Origin of the sequence: Neolewinella persica DSM 23188 (assembly GCF_000373105.1) — a bacterium.
GTDB classification, from domain to species: domain Bacteria; phylum Bacteroidota; class Bacteroidia; order Chitinophagales; family Saprospiraceae; genus Neolewinella; species Neolewinella persica.
The window spans coordinates 17,582-32,477 of sequence record NZ_KB890426.1 but is presented as its reverse complement, the minus strand read 5'-3'; the positions used below and the strand labels follow the sequence as shown (position 1 = coordinate 32,477).

General features: G+C 53.0%; 11 protein-coding genes. 4 read left to right on the top strand and 7 right to left on the bottom strand.

The features are described 5' to 3' along the window. Positions 1-233: 233 nt before the first annotated feature. The 4 genes from B036_RS0110415 to B036_RS28885 all read right to left on the bottom strand — a co-directional run bounded on the left by B036_RS0110415 (position 234) and on the right by B036_RS28885 (position 5,030). Entirely contained in the window at positions 234-854 is a 621-nt protein-coding gene (locus tag B036_RS0110415) for a CatB-related O-acetyltransferase (RefSeq protein WP_020568653.1), read from the bottom strand. 414 nt (positions 855-1,268) lie between these two features. Beyond that, a complete protein-coding gene (locus B036_RS0110410; RefSeq protein WP_020568652.1) occupies positions 1,269-2,549 on the bottom strand; it encodes a dicarboxylate/amino acid:cation symporter in 1,281 nt (426 codons plus the stop codon). A 249-nt stretch (positions 2,550-2,798) separates the two neighbouring features. Then, positions 2,799-3,998, bottom strand: a complete 1,200-nt coding sequence (locus B036_RS0110405) for an acyl-CoA dehydrogenase family protein (protein ID WP_020568651.1) — start codon at positions 3,996-3,998, stop codon at positions 2,799-2,801. A gap of 3 nt (positions 3,999-4,001) precedes the next feature. After that, positions 4,002-5,030, bottom strand: a complete 1,029-nt coding sequence (locus B036_RS28885; RefSeq protein WP_020568650.1) for a phosphotransferase family protein — start codon at positions 5,028-5,030, stop codon at positions 4,002-4,004. Between the two features lie 207 nt (positions 5,031-5,237). Here B036_RS28885 and B036_RS0110395 point away from each other — a divergent pair, with 207 nt between their 5' ends. Then, a complete protein-coding gene (locus B036_RS0110395) occupies positions 5,238-6,671 on the top strand; it encodes an amidohydrolase (RefSeq protein WP_020568649.1) in 1,434 nt (477 codons plus the stop codon). 137 nt (positions 6,672-6,808) lie between these two features. On the opposite strand, the gene B036_RS0110390 is transcribed toward B036_RS0110395, so the two are convergent. Next, positions 6,809-7,294, bottom strand: coding sequence for a GNAT family N-acetyltransferase (locus B036_RS0110390; RefSeq protein ID WP_020568648.1), 486 nt, complete (start codon positions 7,292-7,294; stop codon positions 6,809-6,811). 327 nt (positions 7,295-7,621) lie between these two features. Here B036_RS0110390 and B036_RS0110385 point away from each other — a divergent pair, with 327 nt between their 5' ends. Both B036_RS0110385 and B036_RS0110380 read left to right on the top strand, forming a co-directional pair. Further along, positions 7,622-8,107 carry a hypothetical protein gene (locus tag B036_RS0110385; protein WP_026231864.1) on the top strand — a complete coding sequence of 162 codons (486 nt, stop codon included), beginning with the start codon at positions 7,622-7,624 and terminating at the stop codon, positions 8,105-8,107. Positions 8,108-8,476: 369 nt separating this feature from the next. Beyond that, positions 8,477-9,331 carry a phytanoyl-CoA dioxygenase family protein gene (locus tag B036_RS0110380; protein WP_020568646.1) on the top strand — a complete coding sequence of 285 codons (855 nt, stop codon included), beginning with the start codon at positions 8,477-8,479 and terminating at the stop codon, positions 9,329-9,331. Between the two features lie 117 nt (positions 9,332-9,448). On the opposite strand, the gene B036_RS0110375 is transcribed toward B036_RS0110380, so the two are convergent. After that, positions 9,449-10,744: a DoxX family protein gene (locus B036_RS0110375; protein WP_044102398.1), complete on the bottom strand. Its 1,296-nt coding sequence runs from the start codon at positions 10,742-10,744 to the stop codon at positions 9,449-9,451. 319 nt (positions 10,745-11,063) lie between these two features. Here B036_RS0110375 and B036_RS0110370 point away from each other — a divergent pair, with 319 nt between their 5' ends. Next, positions 11,064-12,032 (top strand): endonuclease/exonuclease/phosphatase family protein, encoded by a 969-nt coding sequence (locus B036_RS0110370; RefSeq protein WP_020568644.1) that lies wholly within the window; start codon positions 11,064-11,066, stop codon positions 12,030-12,032. A gap of 292 nt (positions 12,033-12,324) precedes the next feature. Here B036_RS0110370 and B036_RS0110360 read toward each other — a convergent pair whose 3' ends face one another. Further along, positions 12,325-14,892 (bottom strand): vWA domain-containing protein, encoded by a 2,568-nt coding sequence (locus B036_RS0110360; RefSeq protein ID WP_157472118.1) that lies wholly within the window; start codon positions 14,890-14,892, stop codon positions 12,325-12,327. Positions 14,893-14,896: the final 4 nt, after the last annotated feature.

The window sequence follows — 14,896 nt, the reverse complement described above, 5'->3', positions numbered from 1 at the left end:
ATCAGGCAGTAGATAAGCAGCTCATAATCATAGTCTTCACTCAAAAAAGACAAAATCCTATGTGCTTATTACGAGACAAAATAGATATTGCTCCACAATCAGCCAAATGAAACCCGGCAATAATTGATTTTTCCACTAATTGTTTTGTCTACAAATTACGATCCCTACCCCTCCAGAACCATTTATGCATGGGCTCAAGTGCCATCTTTCACCTCAGGTCAGGCCATGGCATTTCACGTCAAATCATCGAAGTTTCTCCCGGTAAGCGCCTGTACATTAGACGTAATCCAGTCGATGTCACGGTCCCACCACTTCAGGGCCAGCAGTTTTTCGATGGTGTCGTCTGAAAAGCGTTTTCTGATCTCCCGGGCGGGATTTCCGCCAACGATGGTATAGGGAGCAACATCCTTCACAACCGTGGCATTTGTTGCAATGATGGCACCATCCCCTACCGTTATGCCGGCCATGATCGTGGCATTATATCCGATCCATACATCATTTCCGACGATCAGGTTCCCCTTACGCGGGTAGGCACGCCCTTCCATGGCCCCCGCCCAATCCTCACCAAATATGGCAAAAGGAAAAGTTGAGAAGGCATCCGTCAGATGATTGGCTCCGTTCATGATGAATTTCACGTCGGAGGCAATCATGCAGAACTTACCGATGATCAACTTATCACCAACGAAGTCGAAGTGGTACCTGACGTTTTTTTCGAAATTCTCTACGGTCTCGAAGTCATCGTAATAAGTGTAATCTCCTACCTCGATGTTTGGATTGGTAATGATGTTCTTGAGGAAACAGAGGCGATCATAATTGGCGAGGGGAAATTTCGTGGTGGGGTTTGGAGCAGACATTAGTGAGTGTGTGAATGAATGAAGGGGTGAAGGGGCTACCGCATTAGCCGATCGTGGTGCTGTGCTTGCTCACCAGAAGTGAGTTGTTGAGTTGGAGAATCGTTGAGTGACTCACTGAGTGGCATATTTGGCGCGGTCGCAGGTGCAAGGTACGGACTAGAAGCAATGCCGGGGCCGGACGAAAGGCGCTCCGCGCCCGAGCGGAAGCGGTTGCCTCCGGCAGCGCGGCGTTAAGGTACCGAACGGCTTGATGGCGAGTACCGCCCGCTCAACGGCCCACAGTATAACGCCACGCGGCAAGAGGCCGGCGTTACCGGAGGTAGCTTCGTCCAGGTCGTCCACTGCTCTTCCAACTTACCCTGTACCTGCGACCCCGCCACTATTGAATATTAAAATATCTCCGCAGCCATTCTATCATTCCCTCATGCTATTATTCACTAAAACCGCGACACAACTGTCTCCCGAAATATTGACCACCGTCCGGCACATATCCAACGGCCGGTCTACCGCCAGGATCATCGCCAGGCCAAGCGGCAGGTTTTCTGACGGGAAGCCAACGGACTCCAGCACAATGACCAGCATGACGATACCTGCACTTGGCGCACCCGCCGCACCAATGCTGGCAAGTGTGGCCGTCAGAACGATGATGAGCTGATCACTCCAGGACAAATCGTGCCCCAGCACCTGACAAACAAAGACGGTGGCAATGGCCTGCATGAGGCTGGTCGCATCCATATTAATGGTCGCGCCTACCGGGCAGACGAAGCTCACCACTTCGTTTTCAATACCCAGGTTTTCTTCCAGGCAATCCATCGTAACGGGCAAAGTTGCCATGCTCGAACTGGTCGATAGCGCCACCAGCTGCGCCGGCAGAATACCACGAATGAAAGTCATCATCGGCATCCCTGCATAAAACCGTACCAACAAAGGGTAAATCGCCAGCATGATCGCCATCCCAAGCAACAGAACCAGCGCATAACTGATCAGTGCCTTAATAATCCCTGCGTCCGAAGTCTCCGCGAAGAGCGCGGCCATAAGGGCCACCACGGCGTAGGGCGAGATCAGGATGATCACATCGACCATTTTCAGCAGTACCGTATTCAGGGCATCAATGAGCTTTTTGATCGGCTCCTGCTGTGCCGCCGGGACCAACAGCAGACAAATGCTGAAGAAAATAGTAAAGAAGATGACCTGTAAAAGGCTACCGTTCTCGCTTAGGGCAGCAAACAGGTTCTGCGGGACCATTCGAACAAAGAAGTCAAGTGGCCCTCCGGCAGCATTGCTCGTACCTACCGCAACTTTCCCCTCAATTCCCGCAGGCATATTGGCCTGCAACCCGGCAATCGTCTCCGCTGAGACGAAGGCCCCTGGTTCAAAAAAATTGACCAGCAACAAACCCAGCAGCACCGCAAACACCGTCGTTGCCAGGTACCAGGCGATGGTGCGCACGCCCATGCGAGACAACGTTGACAGGTCCTTAAGGTCACTGATTCCCTTAGTGAGTGAAACGAAGATGAGCGGTACGGCGATCAGCTTCAGCAGGCGGATAAAGATATCGCCAACGGGCTTTACCCAGTTGGTAATCAACTCCTGGCCGCCGGCAAAGGTGCCAGCCGCAAGCCCCAGCGCTACACCGACAATGATGCCGATCAGGATTTGGAAATGGAGGGGGATTCGGGAGGTAGTGGCGGACATGGTATGCGCTTAATTTGTATTTGATGCCTGATAATCTGTTGGTAGCTCCCCCTCCCCAACCCTCCCCACGGGGGAGGGAGTTTTTGAAAACGCTACGCGTTTATGTGGTAATTAATGCTCAAGCATTGGTTAGCTAATTAAAACAGGTTTGGCCTCGTGTAATAATGTAATTGTAAATCTGGCGCCACGATTAAAAACGCGCAGCGTTTTAGTGAGTCCTCCCCCGTGGGGAGGGTTGGGAGGGGGTTTCTACCCCATCACCAACCGCCCCAACTGGAACATATGCACCTCATCGGGCCCATCGGCCAAGCGAACGGTGCGGGCATAAATCCAGAAGTCCGCCAGCGGCGTGTCGGCCGAAGAGACGCCCATACCGCCATGCGCCTGGATGGCCCGATCAACTACCGTTGCTGCCATCGTCGGTGCTACGATCTTTATCATGGCCACCAATTCCTTGGCGTGTTTAATGCCGTCCTGGTCAATCCGATCAGCGGCGGAAAGCGTAAGCAAACGCGCCTGCTCAATCTCGCAGGCGGAGCGGGCAATGTCTTGCCGGATGCTGGAGAATTTGCTCAGTGGCCGGCCGAAAGCCGTCCGGCTCTTCACCCGTTCGCACATCAGTTCGAGGCTGCGCTGCGCTGCACCGATCAAGCGCATACAGTGGTGGATCCGGCCGGGACCGAGCCGGCCCTGGGCGATTTCGAAACCTCGTCCTTCCCCCAGCAACAGGTTCCCCACCGGTACCCGGACGTTGGTCAGCTTAATCTCGGCGTGCCCGAAGGGACTGTCCAGCGTATGAAAAGCATCCAGCGGCCGGACGATCTCCACCCCGGGCGTGTCGGACGGAACGAGGATCATGCTCTGTTGGTGGTGCCGGTCGGCCGAAGGGTTGGTTTTCCCCATCACGACGTAGACCTTGCATTCCGGATTCATCGCCCCGGTACTCCACCATTTACGGCCGTTGATGACGTACTCGTCGCCATCACGTACAATGCTGGTTTCAATGTTGGTGGCATCAGAACTGGCCACATCAGGTTCCGTCATCAGAAAAGCGGAGCGGATTTGCCCGGCAAGCAAGGGCCGCAACCATTTTTCCTGGTTTTCCGGAGAGCCATACTTAGCCAGCACCTCCATATTGCCGGTATCCGGAGCGTTGCAGTTGAATACTTCGCTGGCCCACAGCACCCGGCCCATGCGTTCGGCCAGCGGCGCGTATTCCAGATTGGTGAGACCGGGGCTAAAGTCACCGTAGTCTTCCGGCAGGAAAAGGTTCCAGAGGCCGGCGGCTTTTGCCTTGGTTTTGAGGTCCTCCATCCCTGGGTAAACCTGCCAAAGGTTGGTGTGCGTCCAGATCCGGTAATCGTCCTCGATGGGATGAATGTGCTCGTCCATGAAGGCCGTCAGGCGGGCCAGCAGGTCGTTGGTCTTATCGTTGTATTTAAAGTCCATGGCTTAGCGGAGTTTTTTAAGGCCCAGGCGGGCAAAGGCTTTAGCAACTTCACCGAATTTTGCCATCCGTTTATCTTTGGTGGCACCGGCTACGTAGCGGGCGTAGAGTTGTTGAACGATGACGGCGGATTTGTAGCAGGCAAAGGCTTCGTACCAATCCATTCTGCTTAAATCAAGGCCGGAGTAGGTAGCGTATTGCTCTTTCAGCCAGGCTTTGTCTGGCCAGTCCCCGATCAGGAAAGGGAAGGGGACATCTGCCGGATTTTTTTCCGGCCAGTAGGTCAGTAGCCCCGCCAGGTCGAAGAGTGGATCGCCCAGCGTAGCCATGTCCCAGTCGAAGACCGAGGTAACCAGGTCCGGGTTATCGGGCTGAAACTGGCAGTTGTCAAATTTGAGGTCGCCGTGGACGATACTGACGCGCTGCGGAACTGGCACATCTACATTCAAGGCATCCATCAGGGCGTCCATGTCGGCATTTTCTTCCAGTTTGGCCAGGTTCCAGCGCTTAGTCCAGCCGCGCAGCTGGCGTTCGGCGAAGCCGGCGGGTTTGCCGAGTTCCTGCAGGCCGGCGGCGTCGACATCGACCAGGTGAAGATCGGCGCAAACCTTCATCAGCGCAGCGGAGAGGCGGGTAGCCGCATCCGGTATGTCGGCAAAACAATCCGGCATTTTATTGCGGATCACGATGCCTTCCCGGCGTTGCATGACGATGAAATCACTTCCGATGATGGTGTCGTCCGTACAAAGCAAATGAGGCGCGGGCGCAGGAGCAAAGGAGGGTGAAAGGCCGTGCAGGACCCGGTATTCCCGCCGCATATCGTGGGCGCCGGGGGCAATTTTGCCGAAAGGCGGACGGCGCAAGACCAGTTCCTCTTCACCGAATTTAATCAGGTAAGTAAGGTTGGCGTGGCCACCGTGGAACTGTGAAACGGTCATCTCCCCCTCCAATTTCGGCAATTCTTCGCGCAGGTAGGTTTCCAGGCGGGGCCAATCCAGTTCTTCGCCGGGGCGTATGGGGTTGTGGTCGGGCATCAGTAATAATTCTTAATTGACGGATGGTAATTGGTGATTATAAAACCCTCATTTACCTCCAGGTGCAAGCTATGATAAATATTGGGATTAATTCCCGGGCGGACGGCGGTCTGCGACCGAGCGGCAGCGTCGGCCAGTGCTCAACCTTTATTTCGACTAATAAAGATGCCAAACTTAACTTACACCTTGAGACCAAACCAACATCCCATGAGATACCTCCTTTTGCTACCGCTACTCCTTTCTGCTTTTTTGACCTTCGCTCAATCCGACAATTCGGCCACCGTACTAAAGCAACTCGATGCCCAAACTGACCACTACGGAGACATCGCTCACCAAATCTGGGAGTTGGCGGAACTCGGGTATAAGGAAGAACAATCATCGCTCTTATTACAGGCAGAGCTAAAGCAGGCTGGATTCACCATTGAGGCAGGCGTAGCGGATATTCCCACGGCCTTCGTCGCCAGCTACGGAAGTGGCAAACCGGTCATTGGTCTGCTGGCGGAATACGACGCCCTGCCGGGTGTCTCCCAAGCAGCCGTACCAGAGAAAAAAAACCGGGAAGGCAGCCAGGCAGGACACGCCTGCGGGCACCACCTTTTTGGCACCGCATCTGCGGCTTCGGCCATCGCCCTGAAGGAATGGCTGATGTCATCTGGCCGCTCCGGCACCGTCCGGCTTTACGGCACGCCAGCTGAAGAGGGCGGCGCGGGCAAAGTGTACATGGTGCGCGCCGGTCTGTTCGACGACGTGGATGCCGTCCTCAATTGGCACCCATCGGATAAAAACGGAGCAGACGCCAGCTCTACCCTTGCCAACAAGTCGGCCAAGTTCCGCTTCTATGGCATAGCTTCTCACGCTGCGGCTGCGCCGCAGTTCGGTCGCTCCGCCCTCGACGGCGTCGAGGCGATGAACCACATGGTCAACATGATGCGGGAGCACGTACCTGAAACTACCCGCATCCACTACGTCATCACCAGTGGTGGCGAAGCCCCGAACGTAGTCCCGGCCTTTGCCGAAGTATTCTACTACGTCCGCCATCCGCAGATGCGGGAGGTTAAAAACATCTTCAACCGAGTGGTAAAGGCAGCCGAAGGCGCGGCCCTGGGCACCGGTACGACCATGGACTTCGAAGTCATTCATGGCTCTTTCAACCTGCTGCCTAACGAAACATTGACCAGGGTTGTCCACAAACACCTGGAGACTGTCGGCGGGGTAACGTATACAGCCGAAGAGGAAGCCTTTGCCAAAAAGATTTCCGCTACCCTTCCTGAAGCGAAGCAAACGGACCTTTCGGCTGCCCAAGAGGTCCAGCCATTCTCGGCACCGGAAAAACCTTACAGTGCCTCCACCGACGTGGGGGACGTTAGCTGGGCGGTACCAACCACGGCCCTACGGACCGCCACCTGGGTGCCGGGCACTTCCCCACACTCCTGGCAGGCCGTGGCGGCTGGCGGCACAAGCATTGGCACCAAAGGCATGATGGTGGCTGCGAAAACCATGACGCTGACGGGAATCGAGTTCTTCCAAAACCCTGAATTACTCGCTAAAGCTAAAGCTGAGTTGGACCGGCGTCGGGGTGCGGACTTTAAATATGAGGCGCTGCTGGGGGACCGGAAGCCTCCTTTGGATTATCGGGATTAAGGATGGTCGAGGGCTTCCGGCCCGAGAGCGGGCAAGGGAGCGCAGCGATTTTGCCCGCTTTCGCAAAAAAGCTGCCACTGTTAGCTGCTCCGGGAGCCTGACGGCCCCGTTCGCGATCGGTCTACAAACCCTCAACCTTAGCTGTTCCTCCATTCCATCTCCAACGCACACCAATCTTCATCTCCTTGCTTTACCTCGATGGTGTTCTGCCCCGTAAAGACAAAACCTACCTTTTCGTAGCAACGAACAGCTCCTTTGTTCCAACGAAAAACGTAGAGACGGACGGTGGGTCGATGTAAGATGTTCTGAATATGCGCAACCAGTTTGGTCATCAATTCTCCGCCGAGGCCCTTACCGCGCAGTGCATTTTCTCCAATGATGACCCGCCCGATGCGGGCGGCTTTGTCGCCTACAAAGATGACTTCAGCCATGCCAACGACCTCGCCTTCGCAGGTCGCTTTAAAAACTTCATGGCTGGGCCATTCCAGGAAATCTGCGATCTGCCGGGCATCCAGGGGGTATTGAAATTCGGTGCCGGCGAACTGGGTAAGTTCGTCCTGATTCGCGACCCAACTTGCGGGGTAAACCCAATCGGCGGGAAGGAAGGGGTGCAGTTCGAGCATTCGTGCAGACTTTTCGCTTAAGGTAACCATTAAGAACACTAAGGACATTAAGGGCTACACTAAGGTGGTTTATAGTTCAACAGCTCATAGTTGGCAGTCGCTGCCGCGTGGGGATGCTCGCTCCGCTCGTCCGTCTAGGTAGGTAACCATTAAGAACACTAAGGACATTAAGGGCTACACTAAGGTGGTTTATAGTTCAACAGCTCATGGTTGGCAGTCGCTGCCGCGTGGGGATGCTCGTTCCGCTCGTCCGGAAATAAGCAGGCAATTTCCAATTAAACAATTGCCGTTCAACTACCTTATAACCTTTTTACAATCCACCAGACCATGCGCGCCCTCATCGTTATAATGTTTACCCTTGCCCTTGCCGCCTGTATGCGGCCGGTCTCCCCCACTCCGCCTATGGTTACCGCGCAGCCCCGGGGAACAATCGTGACGGTCATTTTTGAAATCCGCCCACCCTCAGATAGTATTCATTTATTTCGCGTGATCCGGGGCGAAGGGCGGCTTAGGACCGATTTTCCGACCACGTTTACGGAGGAGTTGGCAGACGGGCAACTGCTGTTCACTTTCCGAAGTGCCGACGAGCGCATTCTGAAACAAACCAGCCTCGCCTTTCCTGGCCCAAATGAGTACGAAGTGCCGAGCGAAGAAGGGACTATTGATCGGGTTACCCTACCAGAAGAGCCCAGGTCCATGAGCCTACGAACCCAGGACGTCGGCGGACTTAAGTGGCTGGACATCAGTGGCACTACTGATAAGGGTCGGATAGTGACGCGACGAATTAACCTCGTAGTCTCTCGGGGAGATTAATTTCAGGTAAAGTTGTATCATTATCGGAAATCCGAAACCTGGTATTTTGTAAACTAAGTTTTCGTTGCTTTTAGTTGTCGCGTAGCGACTGCACTTGAGTTGTCTGGGACAAGGAGGAACGACGTAGTACCAGGTAACGAAAGGGGCCGTTAAGGTTTGACGACGCTGCGCGTCGCAAGGTTAGTCCTTCGTTCGTCACCCCGGACTTTGTCCGAGGTAACTAATGTGTATTCGCTAGGCGAAATCAGGGCAAACTATAGATTGAACCTTAGATTACAGTGTACTAGTAGCCTAATTGGGGTTGACCAACCTTTGACTCCTTATTTTGCGGAGTAGTTCCTCTCCGGCATTCTAAAAAGATCATTGCACATGAAAAGAGTAACCAATCCCGACTCAGGTCATCATCGTCGCAGCGGTGAGAACTACCTTATTACGCCCGAAGAAATTACTGCCTATAAGCGCGACGGCTATATCGTGATCCATGACGTGCTAACCGAAACGGAGATGAAGACCATTGACCCCTGGTTCGACCATTTCGTTGCTGGCAAGGAGGCAGATAACATGGGGCGCGACTTCTGTGACATGAGTCAGCCTTACGGCACTCCACTGGAAGATTTTCAACTCGTCAACGCTATGCTTCCCAGTAAGTACCGGAGCGAACTGGTCAACAATATTTATCATCGGGTCAGCCAGAACATTGCTAATCAACTTTATACAGCAGGAGAGCCTGCGATGGACTACGAGCAGTTCCTGGCCAAGCGGCCTAATAAGGCAAATGCTGAGTTTTCTATGCACCAGGACCTGGGCTATTGGCCCAAAACAGCAAATACCTGGACGGCTACTTTCAGTCTGGCGCTTAGTGATTCCGACATCGAAAACGGTTGTCTTCAGGTGGTTCCGGGAACTAACCTCGAAGCCGAATTGCGGAGCCACCGGCCCAAGGGCGCAAAGGAGGACGATGCCGCCGTCAGTCGCGACGATTCCCACACCCTGGTCATTGACCGTAAGCCTACCGACGAGGTGGTCTACCTCCCCGTTAAGCGCGGTAGCATGACGATCCACGATGAGCGGATAGTACATGGTTCCGGTGGCAACACCAGCCCCAAATGGCGTAAAACTTACGTCGCGGCTTACCGGGCCAGTGAGACCATCGCCCAGGAGCGGGCCATGGGCTTCACGCATAGCCACAATGATCAGGTGGACTGGGACGAGATTGTTAAGTAGGCAGGAATTTCAGGCGGAGCCGCAGGTGCAAAGAAGTTTGTCAAGCGCAAGGAACGGGGCTCCCCCCCCCTGCTTATCAAAATCTCCCCCTGCACCAGCGGCCCCGCCCTAATGCACCTAATCGTAATTGTACCGGTTATACGGCACTTCATTGACCCAATGGAAACCACGGTTCAGCAAGCCAAACCGACTCAGGTCATAGGGTTTAAGGTGTACTTCCAGCGTATCCGAATTCATCATCCCTTTGAGCAGCAATTCTCCGTCAGACCGTTCGTAAGTAAAGGCATCTGCTTCCTGATTTTCGCCCCTTTGCGTAAACATAATGGTCCGGGCAGTCGTATCGATCTCCGTGCCAAAGTATTTATCATGGTCGTTCATCATGGTGATCGGCGTAAATTTCGGATAATCGAAAATGATCCGCTTCCACCGGACCGTATCCGACAAGCGATCAGGAATTGTATCTCCGTTCATCACAAAATGATCGACGTTATACACGCCGTACAATGCTGACCTTGGACTGCCCACACCATACTGGTCTCGCCCCTCCTTAGCCCCCTTAAACTGGCTGATGATGACAAAACCGCCAAATAAAACCTGGACCGCCACCAGCACCCACCAAGCCCGGTTGGAGCTGACCAGCGACCGGGTAGACGGCGCAGGAACGGCCTGCTCCGTGAGAAAGAAAGTATAGAGCCGCCGCCAATGGCGTGCTGCAATATAGACGCTAATGACAACGAGTTGGAGGGAAAACAGCTTAACGGGGATGTCGTAGCTCATGTTAAGCATGAAGACGTTGAACATAACCCCAAAGGCCAACAGTGCGCCAACCGTCCGGGTACGCCGAAACAACAGAAGTATCCCGGCAAGGGTCTCGCTGGCCCCCGCAAAAATGGTGTAAGTGGCGGAGGACCCCATGAAGGTCCAGACCAGCCGCATCGGTGAAGACTGGCCGTAGGTATTGAATAAACGCGAGAGCCCGGGAGGTGAAAATTGCAGGTGAAACAGCTTAATGATGCCGTAGGAAAGTAGCGTGTAGGCTAGGTAATAACTCAGGATCAGCAGGAACCAGCCGTATAGCCGTTCATAGTTTTTTCTGTGGCGGTCAGCTACGGTGAAGATGGTTCCTATCAACACCGTCAGCAGAATCAACACCAGGTACCAAACCCAATCATAGAGCGTGTCTCCGCTCCCCGTTACCTCGTGCACAATGGGGTCCGCTATGCCCAGCAGGTAGGTTCCAACCCAATCGACCAGCGGTGGGTACAGATCCGAGTAAAACTCGGTCCATTCTCCAATCCACGGAATCACCGATAATGGAAATGGTAGGATGATGAGTGTGAAAAAGACAAAAATGTAGCGGAAGGAGAACCTCTTCAGAGGGCTCCACGGGGCTGGATGTATCGTTGATTCCATGTATGGGCGGGTGTAAGAATTAAGCTAAAATATGGGGTCACCAACTCTTGCTGGTATTTGTTTACGGGTACTCGAAGTAGTACAAGGAGGCGCGGACGCGGGTGCAGGGTTGGGCCAAGGTGAGCTTTTGCTTAAAAAGCCTACTCCTGGTCTGTTGCAACAACGCCCCGCTGAAGAAGAAAATTAGCAGCTGCAATTGTATTTAATAAACACCTTTAAAATTAGTGATCGGTCCAAATCGTTCTTATGGTTCTGAGCAAGCTCCCAACTATACTGACTTCGCCCTTTCTCCCATATTACACCCGATCAACCTCAAAATATGCCTTCCATCCTCGACCCATTGCCTCCAGAATTACTCCCTCGCTTTCAGGCACTGAAAGCGGACCTTGATCGCCGGATTCCCCCCAAGCAGATTGAGCGTAACCTACTGATTGCTTCGTGGAACATCCGGGCATTTGGGGACTTGTCGCGCGTATGGCAATCCGGACCAGACGACACGCCCCGCCGGGACTTGGCCTCCGTTCGGTACATCGCCGAGATCATGTCCCGCTTCGACGTAATTGCGATTCAGGAAGTGAGGGGTAATCTTCGTGCTTTTCGAGACACCCTGAAAGTATTGGGCAAGAACTGGTCGTTCCTCCTCACGGACGTGACCGCCGGCGCCGCCGGCAACGACGAGCGGATGGTTTACCTTTTTGATACCAGACGGGTAAACCTTTCCGGCCTTGCCGGGGAAATTGTCGTCCCCAAGGAATGGCTTTCAGAAACCGGCGAAGACGCGCTGACCGAGCAATTTGTACGTTCCCCATACGCCGTCAGTTTTAACTCCGAAGGAAATACCTTCATTCTTGTCACCCTGCACATCAAGTACGGCAAATCCTCAAAGGAGCGCGTTGCCGAACTTCGGGGCATCGCGCGGTGGCTCAGTAGTTGGGCAAAGAACATCAACGCTTACGATCATAACCTGATCGCGCTGGGCGACTTCAACATCGATGAAAGAGGGGATCTCCTGGACAAGACCTTTCTCTCCGAAGGCCTTTGCGTACCTGAAGCGCTGCAGGACCCGGAAGTTACCCGTTCGATCTTCGACAAAACCAAATATTACGATCAGATTGCCTGGTTCAACGGCAAAGACGACAAACCGAAGCTCTCCCTCAAATTCAGCACTGGCGGCAATTATGATTTCGTGCCCGTGCTATGGGATGAGGAGAAGTATTCAAAACTCCAGTTCTCCTGGATGCTTTCGGACCATTATCCTTTGTGGTGTGAGTTTGATATTCGGTCCTAGAGTAGGCTTGGAAGGAGAGGGGATTGACTTGGTGGGCCTCAGGCAGCCGCGCCCTACCCCGCTCCAGGGCTCATTTCCTGCCTCGCCTTAAGTACTAGTACAAACTGATTAAATTCACTCCAACAAATAGCCAATTCATTCGTGGAGCTTGGCCTGCATCGGTCAAAGGCCCAAAGTCCAAGGATAATTCTTTAAAATTCAGGCTAATGTTGATCTGCCTAAGAAAAAGGAAGGCTACGTATTTAACAAAAAACAACATCTCAGCATAGCGGTACATGAAATGGCCGACGTACTAAAAGAAATACTTCAAGAAAGCGCCTCCTTTGACGAACAGAATTTCCGAATCCAGGAGGTAAGACCCTCCACCCTCAAAGCCTAATTGCAGATTTGAACTGAAGAACCTCCCCAGGCCGAGGCGCGCACCGGCCCCCAGCTGCCCGTCCAGCATATCCGGTTCGTAATAGCTTACACCAAGCTGAATTCTTGGCTTGAAACCCGCGAATAAGGGTTGGTTAATGGTCAGGCCGGCGTACAGGCCTCCTTCCAGGATAATTAAGTCACCTCCGAAATCATTCCGGCCGACAATCGCCTCCAAATCAAAACTACTGGTGAGGCGAGCGGTAATGTCGGCCTCGTAGTAAGTGCCGTCACTCACGCCATCGAAAGGTACCGGTGCCTCCAACATACGCAATACACCGCCGTGGACACTTATCCCGAATGCAGGGCCTACCCGACTTTTCTTTACCCTTTGCTTGAAGTTGTTCACGTAAACTTCCACCTTCGGTCGATGACCGTAGGGTGCGCTGAAGCTGGCGGTGTAGGTGCCGTCAAAGAGATCCTCCAGCATAACCCGATCTCCGCCCTGAGTTAATAGTATGTTCTGGGCCTGGCCCGGTCCGATGGCGTTTTTGAATTTATTTGTTGGCTTAAATTTATAGGTAAAACGGGTGCCTTGTTCTCCTTTCTGGGTAGATACTGATTCGTTGAGGTCGATTTCCTGGGGCCGCCCAAATTGGACCAGGAAATGATCGATGGTCATGCCCTGGATGCTATCGAGGCCTGGTTGGTAGCCTTTATATTTCACCAGGATGCGGTAATGCGAGCTTACTTCACTTTCACTGATGGAGAAGGAACCGGTGAAACGCCCATCGGCAGTGCGGACAAGTGGTATCCGGTTACTCCGGTATCGCAACCGTTCCAGTACGTTCGACCGGGCCAAAAGGTCGGCGATTTTCGCTTCAGCGAGCAAACTACTCCGCGAAAACCCGGGTGCCGGGTTGGGCTCTAACGTTTCGGTCGCTTCGCTGTCCATTTCGGACAATAAGTTACCAATGTCTTCGCCGGGACTAAGCAAAAAGGCTTCAGCTTCCAATCCGTTGAAGGCAGCACCAACATAAGTAGCCTCCGTGCGGACGTTAATCTGATCCCCGGCGTAGACCGCTTGGTTGTTGTTCACGGTCGTTTCAACGGCAATGACCTTATCGTCCACCATAACCATGAGTTCGTATTCGCTGCCGCGATTGGCCGCGCAGTCCAGGGTCCAGCTGCCACCACCGTCGATGGAGCTAAAACTTTCTCTATCGATGAGCGGAAGGTCGATGGTAAAGCGTACTTCGTTTGAAGACCAGAAGTTAGCGTTGGCCATGAAGTTACCGTTCAAACTCAGGCTGGCTTCGTCGCTGAAACCGCAGTTTCCCGACCGGCATTTCAGGCGGGCGGTCAGCTTACGGACCAGGCTGTCTACCCGAAAAGTTTCGCTTAGTTGCGTAGGGGTGCCAGCCGGAACCCGGCCGCGTTTGAAAGTGACTATTCTTGGGGTGCAGCCTCGGAATAGTTCGGGAATAGTGGATTGAAACAATAAGTCCAGCTCAGTTGACTGAACGGTGTGAGCACTACTGCCACCGCCTTTACCACTGCTCGCCAGCCCGTCGAGCAGTGCCTGATTGTGGCCCGCAAAGCCAATGGCGTAAAACCTGGTACTCGGCATGGTAATTGTTGGGCAGTTAATAGAAGAATGAGGAAGGGCGAGAGGACAACCGTTCTCGTAGCCATCCGTAAAAACGATGGCTGCGTTTCGGTCCGTTGAAACCGTTGAGTATGGTTCTGAAACTTGTATGCCTCTGCCAAGTGGTGTACCTCCACCTGGGGTAGTAACGGGATCACCGAACAAGGTGCTACGGATCTCGAGACTATCGGTCCAATCAATATTATCAAATATGTCAGTGGTAACGCTTCTTGTCTGCGATCCTTGAAAATGTACGACCTTCAAAGAATCTGTGGGTTTCATCCATACCGCTAATGATGGGGCGTAGCTCATCGCAGTTTCTTGTAATTCTATCCATCGAGATTTTCCGGGGCTGGCGTTCGTATTCATACTACCAGAAGCGTCAAGAATCAGGGATACTTTATAATTGTCGGTATTACATGTCCCGGCACGGTCTCTAATATTTAGAAAATATTCTCGAGAGGCTACTATTGTGTTTGAACCGCTAAGGGTTGCTGAGACTGTTATTTGATAAACCCCAGAATTGTTACTTAACTGAGCGATGCTATTTACCGTACCCGATAATGTATCGCCGTCTACAGAAAGGCCAGTGTTGATCTCGAAATCCTCTGGTGTTACAGTATTCGTACCTTTCATGATAAGATAATCATAAGAGATCGCAAGCGTGCTGCTGTTTTCAAGTTCCAAGGAGAAGGTGACTGTCGGATAGTCGTTACTGCTAGCCGCATCGGGTAAGATGTGGGAAATTGGAGCTATGTAATCCTGGGCTCGTAAAGGAGCAGCTATTACGTTGTTAAATAGTACTGTAAGGCATACGATATAGTAAACAAAGTGACCTTGTTGTGAGTAGCTCATGTTG